General features: G+C 41.9%; 17 protein-coding genes. 7 read left to right on the top strand and 10 right to left on the bottom strand.

The features are described 5' to 3' along the window. Nucleotides 1-51: 51 nt before the first annotated feature. On the top strand, nucleotides 52-1293 hold the full coding sequence (fabF, locus tag AC1DOK_RS13860) for a beta-ketoacyl-ACP synthase II (RefSeq protein WP_477554874.1): 1242 nt from the start codon (nucleotides 52-54) through the stop codon (nucleotides 1291-1293). Nucleotides 1294-1399: 106 nt separating this feature from the next. On the opposite strand, the gene nadE is transcribed toward fabF, so the two are convergent. Further along, nucleotides 1400-2209 (bottom strand): ammonia-dependent NAD(+) synthetase, encoded by an 810-nt coding sequence (gene nadE / locus AC1DOK_RS13855; RefSeq protein ID WP_477554873.1) that lies wholly within the window; start codon nucleotides 2207-2209, stop codon nucleotides 1400-1402. A gap of 625 nt (nucleotides 2210-2834) precedes the next feature. Here nadE and AC1DOK_RS13850 point away from each other — a divergent pair. Both AC1DOK_RS13850 and AC1DOK_RS13845 read left to right on the top strand, forming a co-directional pair. Continuing rightward, nucleotides 2835-4775 carry an endonuclease MutS2 gene (locus AC1DOK_RS13850; protein ID WP_477554872.1) on the top strand — a complete coding sequence of 647 codons (1941 nt, stop codon included), beginning with the start codon at nucleotides 2835-2837 and terminating at the stop codon, nucleotides 4773-4775. Between the two features lie 299 nt (nucleotides 4776-5074). Continuing rightward, complete coding sequence (locus tag AC1DOK_RS13845) at nucleotides 5075-6058, top strand: 2-hydroxyacid dehydrogenase (protein ID WP_477554871.1); 984 nt, start codon at nucleotides 5075-5077, stop codon at nucleotides 6056-6058. Nucleotides 6059-6586: 528 nt separating this feature from the next. Here the strand turns inward: AC1DOK_RS13845 and AC1DOK_RS13840 are convergent. The 9 genes from AC1DOK_RS13840 to AC1DOK_RS13800 form a co-directional block, all read right to left on the bottom strand. Beyond that, entirely contained in the window at nucleotides 6587-7021 is a 435-nt protein-coding gene (locus AC1DOK_RS13840) for a BrxA/BrxB family bacilliredoxin (protein WP_477554870.1), read from the bottom strand. An 88-nt stretch (nucleotides 7022-7109) separates the two neighbouring features. Beyond that, the gene (locus AC1DOK_RS13835; RefSeq protein WP_477554869.1) at nucleotides 7110-7232 is read right to left on the bottom strand and encodes a hypothetical protein; all 123 of its coding nucleotides are present in this window, start codon (nucleotides 7230-7232) and stop codon (nucleotides 7110-7112) included. 36 nt (nucleotides 7233-7268) lie between these two features. After that, nucleotides 7269-7919 carry a hypothetical protein gene (locus AC1DOK_RS13830; protein WP_477554868.1) on the bottom strand — a complete coding sequence of 217 codons (651 nt, stop codon included), beginning with the start codon at nucleotides 7917-7919 and terminating at the stop codon, nucleotides 7269-7271. 58 nt (nucleotides 7920-7977) lie between these two features. Further along, nucleotides 7978-9012 (bottom strand): polysaccharide deacetylase family protein, encoded by a 1035-nt coding sequence (locus AC1DOK_RS13825; RefSeq protein WP_477554867.1) that lies wholly within the window; start codon nucleotides 9010-9012, stop codon nucleotides 7978-7980. Between the two features lie 242 nt (nucleotides 9013-9254). Then, nucleotides 9255-9947 carry a PspA/IM30 family protein gene (locus tag AC1DOK_RS13820; RefSeq protein WP_477554866.1) on the bottom strand — a complete coding sequence of 231 codons (693 nt, stop codon included), beginning with the start codon at nucleotides 9945-9947 and terminating at the stop codon, nucleotides 9255-9257. 2 nt (nucleotides 9948-9949) lie between these two features. Further along, nucleotides 9950-10486: a PspC domain-containing protein gene (locus AC1DOK_RS13815; protein WP_477554865.1), complete on the bottom strand. Its 537-nt coding sequence runs from the start codon at nucleotides 10484-10486 to the stop codon at nucleotides 9950-9952. A gap of 6 nt (nucleotides 10487-10492) precedes the next feature. Beyond that, complete coding sequence (locus AC1DOK_RS13810; protein WP_477554864.1) at nucleotides 10493-11158, bottom strand: PspA/IM30 family protein; 666 nt, start codon at nucleotides 11156-11158, stop codon at nucleotides 10493-10495. Nucleotides 11159-11197: 39 nt separating this feature from the next. After that, the gene (locus tag AC1DOK_RS13805) at nucleotides 11198-11491 is read right to left on the bottom strand and encodes a LiaF transmembrane domain-containing protein (protein ID WP_477554863.1); all 294 of its coding nucleotides are present in this window, start codon (nucleotides 11489-11491) and stop codon (nucleotides 11198-11200) included. A 226-nt stretch (nucleotides 11492-11717) separates the two neighbouring features. Beyond that, nucleotides 11718-12809, bottom strand: coding sequence for a citrate synthase/methylcitrate synthase (locus AC1DOK_RS13800; protein ID WP_477554862.1), 1092 nt, complete (start codon nucleotides 12807-12809; stop codon nucleotides 11718-11720). A gap of 116 nt (nucleotides 12810-12925) precedes the next feature. Here AC1DOK_RS13800 and AC1DOK_RS13795 point away from each other — a divergent pair, with 116 nt between their 5' ends. From AC1DOK_RS13795 to argS, 4 genes are all read left to right on the top strand, one after another. Further along, the gene (locus AC1DOK_RS13795; protein ID WP_477554861.1) at nucleotides 12926-13807 is read left to right on the top strand and encodes a LysR family transcriptional regulator; all 882 of its coding nucleotides are present in this window, start codon (nucleotides 12926-12928) and stop codon (nucleotides 13805-13807) included. Between the two features lie 91 nt (nucleotides 13808-13898). Beyond that, a complete protein-coding gene (locus AC1DOK_RS13790) occupies nucleotides 13899-15167 on the top strand; it encodes a BaiN/RdsA family NAD(P)/FAD-dependent oxidoreductase (protein WP_477554860.1) in 1269 nt (422 codons plus the stop codon). A gap of 90 nt (nucleotides 15168-15257) precedes the next feature. Continuing rightward, nucleotides 15258-15809 (top strand): signal peptidase I, encoded by a 552-nt coding sequence (gene lepB, locus AC1DOK_RS13785; RefSeq protein WP_477554859.1) that lies wholly within the window; start codon nucleotides 15258-15260, stop codon nucleotides 15807-15809. A gap of 563 nt (nucleotides 15810-16372) precedes the next feature. Then, nucleotides 16373-18076, top strand: coding sequence for an arginine--tRNA ligase (gene argS / locus AC1DOK_RS13780; RefSeq protein ID WP_477554940.1), 1704 nt, complete (start codon nucleotides 16373-16375; stop codon nucleotides 18074-18076). Nucleotides 18077-18100 lie beyond the last annotated feature (24 nt).

Raw genomic sequence — 18100 nt, 5'->3', positions numbered from 1 at the left:
GATAATTCTTGTGAAAAAATACATCTAAGTAAGACCAAGGAGGTATTGTCTATGAACAGAGTTGTAGTTACAGGGATGGGTGTTATTTCTCCACTCGGTCATGATGTGGACACCATGTGGGATCATTTAATCCGGGGAGAATCCGGAATTTCAGTCATAGAAGCATTTGATACATCACGATTCAAGTCACGAATAGCTGGTATTGTACGCGATTTTGATGCTGATGCCCGGTTTGGACGCAAGGAAGCACGGCGTATCGATCGCTTCTGTCAATTTGCTCTAGCAGCCGCGGAGCAGGCTTATGTAGATGCGGGACTTGATGTCGCAACAATAGATCGAGAACGACTTGGCGTGTATGTCGGTTCAGGTATTGGCGGCATCCAAACCTTAATTGAGCAAGAGGCAATTCTACGAGAACGCGGGCCTGAACGGGTGAGTCCTTTTCTAGTACCTACGATCATATCCAATATGGCAGCGGCGTTGATCAGCATCAAATTAGGCGCATTAGGCCCTACTTTGTCTCCTGTTACAGCATGTTCAATTGGTAATACGGCTATTGGTGAAGCATTTCGACTCATTCGATCTGGTGGAGCAGACCTTATTCTAGCCGGCGGAACAGAAGCTGCTATAACCGAGTTATCATTAGCCAGCTTTGGGAATGCAACTGCTCTATCAACCCGTAATGATACTCCAAGAGAGGCAAGTCGTCCCTTTGACGCAGGACGAGATGGCTTTGTCATGGCTGAAGGAGCAGGCATCTTAGTTCTTGAATCTGAAGCACATGCACGTAGTAGAAATGCTAGAATATATGCCGAAGTTATTGGCTATGGCGCTAGCTCAGATGCATATCATATGGTAGCTACTCACCCAGAAGGCAATGGGGCTTATCAAGCGATGAGATTAGCTATTCATGATGCTGGCATCTCTCCGGAGCAGGTTGATATCATTAGTGCTCACGCTACAAGCACAGAGCTAGGTGATCGATCCGAAACACAAGCTATCAAGCGACTATTCGGTGCTAATGCAAGCCAAATTCCGATTACCGCCAATAAATCAATGCTTGGACATATGCTAGGAGCATCCGGTGGTGCCGAAGCAATCGCATTAATTAAATCCATGAATGAAGGAATTATTCCCCCTACCATCAATCAAGAACAGTCCGATCCCTTGTGCGACTTAGATTATGTACCGAATCAAGCACGTAAGGCTAACTTGCAAATTGGTATATCTAACTCCTTTGGCTTTGGAGGACATAATGCCGTCATTGCGTTACAAAATTACAAGCAAACATAAACAAATAAGGGGTATCCTAACGTAGAATTTCTACGTATGGGATACCCCTTAAGCTCACTAAATTTCAAATTTATTAAGACATATTTTATCTAATTTCAAATAAAACTTAAATACCAGGAATCAGTGAACGCTTGTGCTCTGTTTTTAAATATTGCTTCTCAAGCTTTTCCCTAGCTTCATCTGATATCGTCTTACCTTCTAAATAATCACTGTTATCCTCATAGGTAATTCCTAGCTCAGCTTCATCCGTCTGCCCATCCCATAATCCTGCTGTCGGAGCCTTGTCGATCACACTCTGTGGAACGCCAAGCTTAGCTGCTAGCTGACGCACTTGACGCTTATTAAGCGAACTAAGCGGAGTAATATCTACAGCACCATCGCCCCACTTGGTATAGAAGCCCGTAATTGCTTCGGAAGCGTGATCCGTTCCAACAACAAGCAAATTCAAGTCAAATGCAAGTGCATATTGTACAACCATTCGAGTACGTGCCTTAATATTACCTTTGCCTGCACGACTGATATGCTTATGAACACCCATTTGCTTCATTGCATATTCGGTTCCAATCGCCATTTCATCTACTGCTTCTTCAATATTCGTCTCTACCTGATGCTTTAAATTGAAAGCATTAGCAGTTGCATAGCTATGCTCGATATCCTCTTGCACGCCATAAGGCTGGAATACACCTACTGTTATATATTCCGTTCCCTTTTCTTCTGTAAGTTCATCAGTCGCCTGTTTACACAAGCCAGTCACTACAGCAGAATCGATACCGCCTGAGATGGCGATCAATAGACCTTTGACCCCAGACTTAAGTATATAATCCTTCAGAAAATCTACTCGTTTGCGAATCTCTTGATCCACATCGATGGTTGGTTGTACACCAAGTTTAGCAATAATTTCTTGTTGCAGGCTCATCAATATGCCCCTCCTATTTCGATCCGATAATTTTTTACCTATAAGCTTAGTATAGGCATAAACGCATTGTTTTTACAAAGGGCGAATTCATGTGCTCTTACTAATTGACATTTATCTGATTTCGACCTATTATGCAATTAGAAGCGGTTTCGCTGACGAATACGCGAAGTCGTTTCTTATCATACTTTTACCTTAGGGGGCATTTTAATGTCTGCGGTTACTCTTAACTAATCAATTTCATATTTAGCAATTGGATCATGCATTATTTAGAGAAAATCTGCCATTTAGGTAGGTTTATTTGTTAATCACAATATCCCTTCTCTAAATAATTTCAAGGAACAAGTACCGCCCTGTAAGGCCGGCTATATTGTTGCTTATTTCCTAATTGCTTGAAATTAGTTAAGAACATCGGACATCCCTAACGCCAGTTATAAGACTTAGGCCGTGCTTCTTTTAGCACGGCTTTTTTTGGTTAATCAGAACTTTTCTCTGATTAAGCCTACAGGCAGAAGATGAGCCTAAATCCATATGTCATTCGGTTGATTTTACAAGTCGCCGTTACATCTGGATATATGTTCATTTTCTGCCTTTTTGTTTATTTATAATCTAAGGAGGCTCCTAAACCATGAATCCCCAAGTAATCAAACAACTCGAATTTGAAAAAGTCAAAGAAAGACTATTAAGTTATGCAATGTCTTATTTAGGAAAGAAGCATATCGACCAGCTAGAGCCACAGACCAACCTGTCTGTTATCGAGAATATGCTGAATGAAACGCACGAAGCGGTGAAACTAATTGAGCATGGCGCAAGCGTTCCAATTCCATCGCTGGAAGGGATTGAAATGATCGTCAATAAATTTGGCAAAGGGTATATTTTTACCGAGAATGAATTAGGTCACATCGCCAAACTGTTAGAAAGTACAGGTCAGTTGAAACGTTATATGCGGGGGAAAGAATCGATTGCGGGAGTCGTGTGCACGTACGCCCAGTCACTGTATGACATGAAGGATTTAAACAGTGAGATTAACCGCTGTATTCGGAACGGGCAGATCATGGACGAAGCAAGCAATGAACTAGCCAAAACTCGCAAGAAAATTACCGTCACAGATAGTCGCATCCGCAAAAAATTAGAAAGCACCATGAATAAATACAAGTCTTACCTTCAAGAACAGGTCGTGAGCATGCGAAACGATCGATACGTGATACCTGTTAAGAAAGAATACCGGAAATTTGTAGCAGGTACTGTCTTAGATGAATCATCAAGCGGGCAAACCGTGTTCATCGAGCCTTCCGATATTGCTGCTCTGCACTATGAACTATCCGAATACCGACATGACGAGGCTCGTGAAGAAGCTCGTATCTTAAGTGGGTTGACCGATCTAACCGAACAATACGCGCATGAAATCAGAATCAACTTAGAAACAATTGGTTATTACGACTTCTTATTTGCCAAAGCTAAATATGGTCATTCCATCGGTGGACGAATGGTTGAGTTAAATAACAAGGGTGTGATTCGAATTATCCAGGGACGACATCCCCTTTTATCCACGAATACGGTTCCTTTAACGTTCAGCATTGGCGAAGGATATAGCGCGCTTATTATTACCGGGCCGAATACGGGAGGAAAAACCGTCAGTCTCAAAACAGTTGGCTTGCTTACATTAATGGTTCAATCGGGTCTTCTCGTGCCTGTTCAAGAAGGAAGTTTATTTCATGTTTATACGAGAATTCTAGTCGATATCGGGGACGGACAGAGTATGGAGCAATCGCTCAGCACCTTTTCTGCACATATCAAGAATGTAATTGAAATCCTCAAAGAAGCCGATCGCTCGACTTTAATCCTGCTCGATGAGCTTGCAACAGGGACTGATCCAGGTGAAGGGATTGGCTTATCCATCGCGGTCTTAGAAGAACTATATAAACGAGGATCAACCGTAATTGCAACGACCCATTTTAACGAGATCAAAGAATTTGCACTTGTAACACCAGGCTTTCAGAATGCACGCATGGAATTCGACTTAGAAACGCTACAGCCTCTATATCGACTAACGATTGGCGAAGCTGGCAATAGCTATGCCTTCTATATCGCACTTAAGCTCGGAATTTCTCCGAGTATTATTGAGCGCTCTAAGCAAATTACGAATCGTGTAGCAAATAAGAATCAACCTACAGACTTCTCATCACTTGAGTCTATTGTTATAAGCAGTCCAGATCCTAGCGACAAAATCACTAAATCTGAGAAACAGAAGCGTATTCCACAAGCACCTATACCAATATTCGAGCGTGGTGACTGCGTATGGATTCATGCGTTAAAAAGAACAGGAATCGTATGTGGACCACCTGATGATCGCGGCAATATTGTCGTGCAAATCCAGAAGGAGAAAGTGAAAATTAATCAGAAGCGCATGTCCCTGCATATTGAGCGCAAGGAGCTATATCCAGAAGGAGAATACGATATGGATATTGTATTTGAGTCCAAAGAGGATCGTAAGAAGCGCAAGCTAATGAACCGCAAGCATGTTGAGGGGCTGTCGATTATCCATCCGAATGACAAGCATAATGATTAGCATTGGAGTTATTATCGAGAGCTATCACCTTGTCCGATAACTAAGAACAAGCTAGTCCTATGAAATGCCTTGCCGCAAAACATTTCAGCCAGTACAATCAAAAGTAACAAAGTTCCCGTCATAACAAGCACTGCAGCTCCGATATGTTCTACATTCGCGATGTTTCTACAGTGCGACTGTACTCTACATTCGCGATTTGTTCTACAGTCGCACTGTACTCTACATTCGCGATTTGTTTAACGTCACATTACCTAGCTGCCCGAAGCTCAACACCATCATCCCCCAAAGGAGTGAATTTCGTGAGTTCTACACCATATATCGTTGTCTATACATCGTTTGAAGAGAGTACATTAAATGAGCTAAGACAGGTTGGAGAAGTAGCTATTATTGATAAAAAGTTAGGTAGCTTTCGAGAGCAGCTTGCTAAACACCTACCTAAAGCGAACGCGCTTATAGGCAGTGGACTCAAAATAAATGCTGAATTACTCGATCGAGCGCCAAATCTTAGAATCGTCAGTAACTACTCCGTTGGATATGATAATTTTGATATTCCTGAGCTAACAAGAAGAGGCATTATGGCTACTAACACACCTGATGTGTTAACAGAGACTACAGCAGATCTCATCTTTGGGCTTATGATGGCAACAGCTCGTAGATTGCCTCAATTAGATCGCCTTGTGAAAGAGGGCAAATGGACGGAGAGCATCGGCAAAGAGCTGTATGGAACTGATCTTTATGGCAAAACCGTTGGAATGATCGGTCTAGGCCGAATTGGATCAGCAATTGCCAGAAGAGCCAAATTCGGATTCAACATGCCGATTCTCTATCACAATCGTTCCCGCTCCGAACAAGCTGAAGCTGAGCTAGCTGCACAATATTGTTCACTAGACGACTTATTAATGCGTTCAGACTATGTATGCCTTATGACCCCACTCTCACCTGAGACAGAGAAGCTAATGGGAGCACGCGAGTTTGGCTTAATGAAAGAAACTGCGATTTTCATTAATGGGTCGCGCGGAGGTACTGTGGATGAGCAAGCATTAATCCACGCTCTTGAGACGAAGCAGATTGCGGCAGCAGGACTCGATGTTTATGTAAAAGAACCGTTGCCAAACACGTCTCCACTCATCCACATGGATCAGGTCGTCACTCTGCCACACGCCGGATCAGCAACGGTTGCCACTCGTCTAGCGATGGAGAAACTAGCTGCTGACAATTTAATAGCTGGCATAACAGGCAAACTACCTCCTTCTCTAATTAATCAAGAAGTGTGGAAAGCCTAGTCAACATCAGGGGATGTACCAAAATTACTTATGGTACATCCCCTTTCATTGCAGCTGATATAGCTTAAACATGAGCTCAATCGCTCTGGTACAGGCAGTTTACACCATATTTCAGCTTAAATATACTGATCCCCATAGCTTAAATATACTGATCCAAAGCGAAATTCAGCTAACGCAGCATGTTATAACAGGATTTTCTCCCTTTGTTCTCACAAGCAAATGAAGATAGATTCGAACAGAGGGAAATACTCCATCTATTTCAATATGGTATTGCTAATTAAACAACAACCCCCACTAAATAACGGGAGTAAATCCAGTTATTACTCTGAAAATATAAAATTCATTGAAAATAACATGATAAAATCCCTTAAACGAACAGAAACTGCTCAATCCAGCCATTTACCGAATTTACCATTCAATTTCTGTTTAGTTAATTATCTCAGTCTTAACTAAAACAAAAAGAACCGTGCAGATACTTCTACACGATTCTTCTATCTTGTTACCTTTATGTCTTGTTTTCTTTATGTCTTATTTGCAGTACTCGTCGAAAGCACCCTTCAGGTCGTCTGCAATCATAGCTGCAGAACGATCTTCAACCTGATAGCGTTGAATGAAGTGGACAAGCTGTCCATCTTTGAACAAAGCGATTGAAGGTGATGACGGTGGGTATGGTGCTAAATACTCACGAGCTTTTGCTGTTGCTTCTTTCTCTTGACCCGCGAACACAGTGTACAAATGGTCAGGCGTCACATCGTGTTGAAGTGCTTGGGCAACACCTGGGCGACATTGACCAGCAGCACAGCCACAAACAGAGTTAATAACAAGCAAAAGTGTACCTTTTGAGTTATCTAGCACTTCTGTTACTTGCTCTGGTGTAAGCAGTTCTTTAATGCCAATACGCGTTAAGTCATCACGCATGGGTTGGATCATATCTTTCATGTATGAATCGAAGGACATTACCATTATCTTCACTCCTTTAGTACGAATGTAATTTGAAAATTATTATCAATTACTATTATACATCCCTCTAGAGTGAAGTCAAAGTTGAAACTTACGTCGATGGACGATTTGGTCCATCTAATTTTTTATCAACGCCTGGGTGATCTTGAGGAGACTTGTTCTGTTTCTTCTGCTCCTCTTGTTCAATTGAATCTCCGCCACGGTTAGCCGCCATATCGCTCAACTCCTTTCAGGAGTTAGTATATGTGGATCATGATTCGTCTATCCAGTTCTTTTCCTTAGGACTGATTGCGATTCCAAGCAAGGCTATAAGGATATAAACAATTTGGTCACCGCTTAGAAATACAGCTACTATTGGCTGTTCCGTTAACAGACTAACCAATAATCCACCTAGTCCAAGTATGATGAACGTATACCTTGATGCACTACCTTCACCGATTGTAAACTGTACAGACCAGAGAAAAATAACACATGCAATACTAATGACAGTAAGCCCGTATGTAGGGGTTAACAAGCTGTATAACAAGGTAGCCCCAGTCACTAAATAAGCAAGGGCATCCAGCATAACTAACCATGAAATACCAAGCTTACGCAATCGAGTAGACCAGTAAGCAACCGTAATAACGCCCCCAAAAACAGCTATATCAACTGTCCCCGATACCATTAATAGCTTAATTGGCTCTTTCCATAGCATGGAAGGCTCATATACAAGTGATCCGAATTTCCAACTCATAATCACAATTAGTATTCCATTTAGAATTAGATCCCCTATTGGTGACTGCTGTAAGGAAGATTTACGTAGTTTGATGTACAAATGGACAAAGCCAGCTAAACAAGACAGTAATAATATCAACAAACTTCCTCGGATCATCAAAGGACCAAGCTCTACAATATCTGGCAATATAATAACTCCCCTTCCCATTAGAATCATTATACCTAATGGGGTATACCATACTCAACTAGGGAAGTAAAAATTGACATGTAAACGCGCTTTTATTTAATTTTTCAAATCGATAACCCTGGCTTATGAGAAATTCAATAATTTCAGGTAAGGCGTCTGCAGTTGAAGTTCTGCCCGGTGCATCATGCATCAGTACGATGATACGATCTTGACCGACCGCTTCACGTTTTACTGACGAAATGATTTGTGCTTTGCTGCGCACTGCTGCAGATGCATCAGATGAATCCACATTCCAATCAAAATATTGATAACCCTGATCGCTTACTTCCGAAGCAATTCTCTTCATGATGTTCCGTCCACCCGCGCGATAGCTCACCGTATTGTTCGATCCTCCAGGGAACCTTATAATATCTGGTCGAAAAGAAATCGTCTGCTCAAGTAGATTATTTAATTTATTCACATCACGCTCAAATGTAGCAACGGATTGATAGATCTGCTTGTAATTGTGCGAGTATGAATGATTTCCGATCGCATGGCCTTCAGTAACAATGCGTTTATATAAGGATCGTCCTTCTAGAGAAGCATTACCGATAACGAAGAAGGTTGCTTTGACCTTATAGTGCTTCAATGTATTTAGTACACGTCCCGTCACTCTTGATGGACCATCATCGAATGTTAAGTATGCAATTTTACGTGCTGAAGAAGATGGCGCTTGATGAGCTTGATGCATTTTGGTATTTGATTTTTGGGGCTTTACTTTGGCTTCCTTAGGAATTGTTAATTTCTTTGGTTGAGGTGTAGGTTTGTTAGCTTGATCTAGGCGCGGTGGTACTTTGGATGGTCGCTGAGCAGGAAATGGCGTCGATGGTAATTGATTAGGAAGCTGCGATGGTGTTACTTGTGTTGAGCCCAGTGATTTACTCGGTTCAGGCGTTATCGCAAGTACTCTTGAACCGTCGTTTGGACTTTGATTATTGGTTTGTGTAGGCGGATTAAGATGTGTAGGCGCAGGTGTGGCTGAATATTGGCATCCTGTCAAAAGCATGATAGTTCCTAATAAAAGCAATGTAATTGTGATCATCTGCTTATTCATTACCTTCCCCCCAATCGATCATATGGTTATTATGACCCAGCGGGAAAGGTGTTTTCTTATTAATTATTGGAAACAAGCAGAAACAGTTCGGATATGTTGAATAATAAGTTCCGAATCATGCCGGGCTCTACCATTTAGCGCGGAGTTACGTGATGTTTGATAGCTCTATCAAATAAAAAAGCTGGCGCCAGTTAAAGATTGGCGCCAGCTTTCAGACCAGAAGTTTGGTCAAGGTTATTTTATTACTCACTTGCCTTTGTTGATTCACCGTTCAACTTAGCTTTAAGCTGTTCAAGCTGCTCATCAACACGTGATTGCTTAAGTGGATCGATTGAATTTCCACCATACGAAGCATTGCTTGAGTATGGCATACGAGCTACATCAGCTTCTGCTTCCATTTGCATGATTTTTTCTTCAATACGCTCGAAGCCGCGGGATGCGCCGCCACTTTCGATCACACCGTTATACATCGTTTGAGCAATTTGTTTCTTCGCTTTAGCCATTTGTGCACGGGAAGCTAATTCATTACGTTTATTACGTAATTTGTAGAATTCATCCTTCATTTCATGAAGCTGAGCCTTCAATTCTTCCGCTTGTGCACTGGATTGTGCGTGCATGTTACCGATATCAGTTGCCTTCTCTACGAAGTACAACTTTTCTTCCATTGCTTGACGAGCACCTAGCTCATTGCCATTCTTTAGTGCAACTGCTGCTCTAGCTTCACGATTAGAAGCTTGACGTAAGTATTCTTCCATTTGACCTTTAAGCTTGCGCTCATTAGCCATTTGTCTAGCTACAGTCAGTTCTGCTTTAGCAATTTCTTCTTCCATATCACGAATATATTGATTTAACATTACGATTGGATCTTCTACTTTATCAAGCATCTCATTAATTGATGCAACCGTCATTGTTTTAATTCTATTAAATACTCCCATTATTAAACATCTCCTTTATTCTGTTCATTATTGTTTTTTTCAAATTGTGTTAATCTAGCGCGAAGCTCTTCAACTTCCTTCTGAAGTGCTTTTTTCTCGACTTCCTTCATCATTTCATCGATATTACTATCTGTTTGTCTTGGCTCGTAAGCAGAGCGATATGGACTACCTTGTGGTTCTTGCTTCTGTCCGTAATACTTACCTGATCCACTGCCGTTATAGGGATTTCCATAAGGCCCTTGATTGTTAGGATTGTAATTTCCTTGAGGTCTTCCAGAACCTTGAGGACCCTGTGGACCCTGAGGACCCTGATTATCATAAGGTCTATAATAAGGATCATATGGATTGTTATATCTTGGTTCTTTCGGGATGATAATTGACGCAATGATATAAATGAAGAATACAGTACCTCCGGAAAACACCGCTGCAACTGCTACAACCAACCGAAGTAGTGTAGGGTCAATATTGAATGTTTCAGCAAGTCCTCCACATAAGCCGGCAATTTTCTTATCTCGTGTAGAACGATATAGTTTTTGCATTGATTTCTACTCTCCCTCCTTCAACTTCTTGCGCAGACTTTCTAATTCTTGCTCAAGAGCTGGATGACTTTTACCGGAAGAATAGGCTCCTTCCTGCGTATTACGGCGTAAATCGCGTAAACTTCTAGCCTCTAGCTCCATATCTGTTACTCGCTCATCAATTCGAGTGAACATTCTTGGAATACCATCTGACCCCATCTGAGTCATTCTTGCATTCATTCTTTGCTGCAATCTAGCTGACTCCATGCGAGCTATGTAATAGCTGCGTTTACTAGAAGCTTCCTCGTACTCGGTACGAAGCTCGTTAATTTGCTGCTCAAGCTCTACTAAAGATTCCTTCGTCTGCTCATAAAGCTCGCGGAACTGATCACAACGCTCTTCTGCTTGCATCTTCTCTTGCAAGACGACTCTTGCGATTTGCTCTTCACCAGCTTTAAGTGCAAGTATCGCTTGATTCTCACGTTTTTCCTTAGTCTCGAGCGCCATTAAGTATTGTTGTCTCAGGTAAGACCCATGGGCCGCACATTGCTGATGCAATCGCTCGGATTGTCTCAATTGCTCGCGTTGTTCACCTAGAAATTGATCAAGCATACGCACAGGATCTTCTGCTGATTCCAATCTTTCGTTCAAATTGGCCATTGTTATATCTCTCATCCGTTTCAAAATGCTCATGATACTCACTCCACCTACCTCTATTTTATAATTCAATTATTATACTCTCGTTTTTTTGCTTAGAAGACTAATTCCGAATACAATCATCGCTACTGCAAGGATCATTACAAAAAGTGGTGTTAGCTTAGCGAAAAGAATAATGCCACCAATAATTGCGATCACCCATCCAAACTTACTACCATTTTTAATTCCGTAATAGCCAAGTGCTACTAGAATGATCGGGATGATGTACCCCATTAATGGCCCGAAGAAAAATCCAAACTTGTTAAGCAGAATAATTCCTCCAAGAGCGATTAAAGCAACTGCAATTCCAGCGTTTCGATTCATTGTCATGTTTGTCACCACCTTTCATTTGTTATCCGTTGTTCATGTCTTTATTCTATCCCCTTAGGCAACTTATCAAAACGGACTAGCGACGGTATTTACACCTAGACCTTCGGCGGGGTCCATCTAAGACCCTAGGACAAGCATGCTATGGAAAAGATAGAAAAACCCCCATTCACCGTATTTCTACAGTGATGAGGGCAGGTATTGTTCTGAAGCTAATGACCCGATTCTTCTAGCTTGGCATTTTCCCAGTATAAGTTGATTGTGGACGGAAAATGCGATTAATCGATACTTGCTCTAGCAAATGTGAAGTCCATCCTACTACTCGGCTAGCCGTGAAGGTAGCTGTGAACAATTCAGTTGGTATTTCAACAGCACTTAGTACAGCTGCTGCATAGAATTCTACGTTCGTATACAATCTGCGTCCTGGCTTGTATTCTTCCAATAGACGAATCGCAGTATTCTCTACCTCAAATGCAAAATCAAACCAAGGATCCTCACCTACAAGCTGCTCAGTCACTTCCCGTAATGCAACAGCACGAGGGTCTTTTGTTTTGTACACGCGATGACCGAAGCCCATTAAACGTCCGCCACTCGATAGTTCGTTACGGATCCAAGCCTCTGCATTCGATGCAGTACCAATGTCATTTAACATATGGATAACTTCAGACGGAGCACCGCCATGTAATGGACCTTTCATCGCCCCAACCGCACCACTGATAGCTGAGACCAAATCTGATTGCGTAGACATAATGGTTCTCGCTGTAAAGGTACCTGCATTCATCCCATGCTCCATTGTCAGAATGAAGTAAGCATTAAGCGCTCTAACATGAGCCGCGTTCGGCTCCTTACCTGTAAGCATATACAAATAATTCGCAACATGACCTAGAGATAAATTAGGTGCTATATAAGGAGTTTGATTTAATTGATGATATCGATACGCAATAATGGTAGGCAACAAACTGACAATACGCTTCGCTTGATCAATTGTAGGTGCCCATTGATAAGAGCTATCTCCTAAGCAGGAGACAGCTGTCCGAATCACACTCATCATTTCCATGTCAGCTGGCAAGAGATCAATAATTGTTTTGACATAAGCTGGTAATTCGCGATTTTGTTTAAGCTCCTCGATAAAAGTAGCAAGCTCATTCTCACTTGGCATTGTTCCGTTCATAAGTAAGTAAGCAACCGCTTCAAAGTCATATCCTAGAGCAAGATCCTTCGCCCAATATCCTCTATAAATAAGATGTCCATTCTCTCCATCAACTAAGCCAATTTCCGTTTCAGCCGCTACAACTCCTTCAAGTCCTGTTACTTTAGGCATCCGTATATCCCCATTTCAATGATCTTTCGTTTAGTGTACAATAATATAATCGTTATGAATATTAAATTAATACGCTGTTTTTGATTATAAATCATTATCAATTGGAGGTTCTATTTGTGGATATTCAATGGTTGAAGACGTTCGTATCCACTGCACAGCATGAGAATTTCCGTCGTGCAGCAGAGCAGTTATTTCTGGCTCAGCCTACTGTAACGATGCACATTAAACGTTTGGAAGAGATATTAGCTATCTCTCTTTTTGAGAGAAGAGGCCGCAATGTCTATTTATCTAACGCTGGAAGACGTTTTCTTCCCTATGCACAAGCAATGATCGATAACTTTGAAACTGGAATTCATGATTTAGAGAGCTGGAGACAAGGCTATAAGAGCAAAATAACGATTGCTGTATCTCCACTTATTGCAGCAAGCACACTCCCACTAATCGTTCGCAAATTTCTTAAGCATCACACGAATATCGAAGTCTCGATCGATGTCATGGAATCTGTTGATATAGGTGCAGCGGTATCTTATGGATTTGCAGACATTGGACTCTCTCGTATGCGGGCATCACAGAAAGGTATAGAGACTCGTAAGCTAAAAGAAGACCCTGTCATCCTTGTCGTTCCTCACGACGGGGTTGATTTAGAAAGCGAGCCTCCGATTATGCTAGAGAATCTGCTCCAAAACCACCTGATTCTAACGCATAATCATCCGGAATATTGGGACGGGCTGCTTAACGAAATCCAGATGAAATACCCGCGTACCCGAACGATGACCGTGTCCCAAGTGTACATTACCAAACGGTTTATTGAAGAAGGCTTAGGCATCTCCTTCCTCCCACGTTCGACAGTTATAAGAGAACTAATAGAAGACAGAGTTCTAGAAGTATATACCGCGGAGTTAACGATGCCAATCGCCTCTACGTATATGATCCATCAATCCGAAACAGAAGAAGTACTGGCCTTTATGTCATTTATTCTCGATTATTATGGCAAATGAATCAATTTCAATTATGAAATTGATTCAAATAGATATGAGTAAGCTAATTTTGGTTAAAACTACAACTAACGATGTAATGTAAGGAGACAACATGTCCTACGATGTAATAGTAATTGGCGGTGGAACCGCTGGACTTATGGCAAGTGTAGCAGCTAGTTCGCATGGCGCTAAAGTGCTGCTAATAGATAAGGGTGATCGGCTGGGTCGCAAGCTTGGAATTTCAGGTGGTGGTCGCTGTAATGTGACCAATGCGAAGGAAATCGATGAATTGATTAAGAACATTCCTGGTAACGGCCGGTTTCTTCATAGTAGCCTCGCAACTTTTGGTAATACAGATATCATCAATTTCTTTGAAGACCTTGGGATTAAGCTCAAGGAAGAAGACCGCGGGCGAATGTTTCCCGTTACGGACAAGGCCAAAACAGTTGTTGACGCTTTGATCAATAAAATAAAAAATAGCGGTGTTACCATCCAAACAAACAGTCCTGTAAACACTGTCTTATATGAGAATGGACATACAGTTGGCATCCGTCTGAAATCAGGGGAAACCATCAAGAGCTCTTCCGTGATCATTGCAACTGGCGGAAAATCGGTTCCAAAAACAGGCTCAACGGGTGATGGCTATGCTTGGGCAGAATTGGCCGGACACACCATTACAGAGCTGTATCCAACAGAAGTACCTCTAACATCCAATGAGGATTTCATTCGTTATAAAGAGCTGCAAGGTCTGTCTCTTCGTAATGTTACGCTAACTGTTTGGAACCCTAAGGGGAAGAAGCTCATTGAACATGAAGGAGATATGATCTTCACCCATTTTGGCATATCAGGTCCAATCGCCTTACGTTGCAGCCAGTTTGTCGTTAAAGCCAAGAAGCAATTCCATGTACCTTCCATCAAGCTCACCATTGATTTGCTGCCTGATAAAAGTACAGATGAGGTTTATACAGAAACACTTGTGCTTGCAAAGAACGATGCCAAAAAAGCCATTAAGAATGTGCTAAAAGGCTATTTACCTGAGCGCATGATCCCACTCATTCTGCAAAAAGCGGAGTTAAAGGACGATCTCACCTTCGATAACATTCCCAAGCAACCTTGGATGGAGATGGCCAAGATCATCAAAGCATTTCCTATTGAGATCAGCGGCACGCTCTCTATAGAAGAAGCTTTTGTAACAGGCGGCGGTGTGAACATCAAAGAAATCGACCCCAGAACGATGGAGTCGAAGTTAATGTCAGGCCTTTATTTCTGTGGTGAAATTCTCGATGTGCACGGGTATACAGGCGGGTATAATATAACCGCCGCTTTCTCAACAGGCTATACGGCTGGTAAGGATGCGACCGAGCGCTATCGATTGGATTAACATGCATTCTGAATGATTCTCCTCTTACAATTTTGCTTTCGTTTTTGTAAGATGATATATTTTCTATAGACTGTAAGGCGGGTGAAGATAATGAAAATACTAAAGGAAGTATGGAGTTGGGTTCGATCATTACTAATTGCTTTTGTGCTTGTCCTCGTTATTGGTATTTTTCTTTTTCAGCCCTATAAGGTCAGTGGTGAGTCGATGGAGCCGACTTTACATAATGATCAACGAATCTATGTATCCAAACTCGTGCACACCTTCTCGTATTTGCCTGACTATGGAGATATCGTAATTATCGATAGCCGCATTGACCGTCCACGTACACTGAAAGATGAATTCCTTAGCCACCCTGTTATTCAATTTCTTACAGGAAACACAGAAGGAAGATCGAATTATGTTAAACGTGTCATCGGTAAGCCAGGAGATACCATAACCATTAAAGATAACCAAGTGTTCCGCAATGGAGTCGCTCTTGAGGAGTCCTATATCAATGGCATGATGAATTATAGTACGGATGAAGTTTGGACTGTGCCTGAAGACCATGTTTATGTAATGGGAGACAACCGAAATAACAGTTTAGATAGTCGTAAAATGGGTTATATCCCTCTTGATCATGTGTTAGGGAAGAAAATTTTCTAAATCAATGGATTCGACACATTTTATCTGTTGCTAAATGTATATTTATTCGATATAATGACTCCAATTTAACATTTACATGTCAATGATTGGGAAAGTATTCATGAAGAAACGTTACACCGTCTTTATAAGACGGATGCGTTTCTTTAGGTGATACTTAGAATTTATGAGCTGAAAGCTATAAATTCTATATCACAAGGAAGACATACGTTCAGCGAGCCGGGTTGGTGAGAGCCGGTACGTAGCCCTATGAAGAAACGCCCCCATGAGATATCCTCACAACGGTTAGAATGACAGATCTAACTTAGTATGATGGATCGGTTAACGCCGTTAACGTTTGAGTGGTTTTAAGTGATTCGGTAAGAAGAATCGTTTAAAGCACAAAGGGTGGTACCACGGGAACTTACAGCTCTCGTCTCTTTATTGAGACGAGGGCTTTTTATGTTGTATAGAATTTATATCGCAAAGCTCATCAAATTCTAAGTACAACCTTAAGAAAGTCATCCGTCTTTTATAGACGGTGAAACCGTTTCTTCAGGTTATATAACAAGGAGGATGCACACATGATTCTGCAACGTGTAGTGACAACTTTATTGCATAAATTCATCCCGATGACTAAGCATCAAATTATGACGCTGCTCGAACCACCACCGCAGCTAGCCCTCGGTGATCTAGCGTTTCCTTGCTTTACTCTTGCGAAGGAATTGCGCAAATCCCCTGCTGCTATCGCATTAGAAATTGCTGAACAAATGGGCGAGTTTGGACCTAATGGTATCCGTGTACAAGCGGCAGGTGCCTATCTGAACTTCTTCTATGATCGCAAGGAATTTGGCAGTCTACTGCTTGATGTGATCCTGCAAGATCAGTTTGGCCAGTCGGAAATTGGTAATGGCGTTCGTGTCATCATTGACATGTCTTCGCCCAATATTGCCAAACCGTTTGGCATTGGGCATCTGCGTTCGACTGTTATTGGAAGTGCCCTTTACCATATGTATACTGCTCTTGGATATGAGGCCGTTAGTGTCAATCATCTCGGGGATTGGGGAACTCAGTTTGGGAAGATGATTACAGCTTACAAGCGCTGGGGGGCTCCTCGGAAGTTCCAGGAACAACCGATCAAAGAATGCCTGGAGCTATATGTAAGATTCCATGAAGAAGCAGAAACACAGCCAGAGCTTGATATAGAAGCCCGCAACTGGTTCCGTAAGCTAGAGCAAGGCGATGATGAAGCTCGAGAGCTATGGCAATATTTCGTAACGATTAGCTTGGAGGAATTCGAACGGATGTATCGCCAGCTTGGTGTAACCTTCGATCACTATCTTGGTGAAAGCTTCTACAATGACAAAATGGATGCTGTCGTTCAAGAGCTTAAATCACGTTCCCTGCTTGAAGAAAGTGACGGAGCTCTTGTCGTTCGACTTGACGAGCTTGGAATGCCACCATGCCTCATTCTCAAATCTGATGGCACAACCATTTATCCAACCAGAGATCTTGCAACCGCTATTTATCGTTATGATGAAATGCGTGGAGATCGGTTATTATACGTGGTCGGTAATGAGCAATCGTTACATTTTACACAGGTATTCTCGGTTTTAGATAAAATGGGTAAAGCATGGTCTAAACAGTGTGAGCATATCTCCTTTGGCCTCATGAAGTTTGAAGGCAAGAAAATGTCAACCCGCAGAGGAAAAGTAGTTTTCCTTGAAGAAGTATTAAGTGAAGCCATTCAGCATGCTAGAACGATTATTGAGAATAAGAATTCAGACTTAACTGATAAGGACAGCGTTGCAGAAGCTGTGGGAATCGGTGCGATTCTATTCGGTGATCTCAAGAACAATCGGATGAATGAAGTGGATTTCTCCATGGATGATGCACTTAATTTTGATGGTGAAACGGGGCCATATGTTCAATATACTTATGCCCGAACCCAAAGTGTATTAGCCAAAGGGAGTTTCGATGGGGTAGAGTTACTTACCATTCCAACAAAAGGTTTAAGTGCTCTTGAATCTGATCCAGCATGGGACCTGATCAATGAGCTGGCTAGCTACCCGAATATACTCATCAAAGCGACAGAGAAGAACGAGCCTTCCATACTTGCCCGTTACTTACTTCAGGTTTGCAGAAAGTTCAATCTATTCTACCATCAGGAGCGTATTCTCGTAGAAGATCCCGCATTGCGTACGATTCGCTTGCAGATTGCTTTTGCTACGGGCAAGGTGCTTAAGCTTGGACTTAATCTGCTTGGTATTAAAGCACCAGCGCAGATGTAGCTGTAGGTTATCTATGAAATGAAG

Source organism: Paenibacillus sp. P5_B5 (assembly GCF_056400365.1).
Note: the sequence above shows the minus strand (reverse complement) of the source record. Positions and strands in the feature narration are given on the sequence as shown.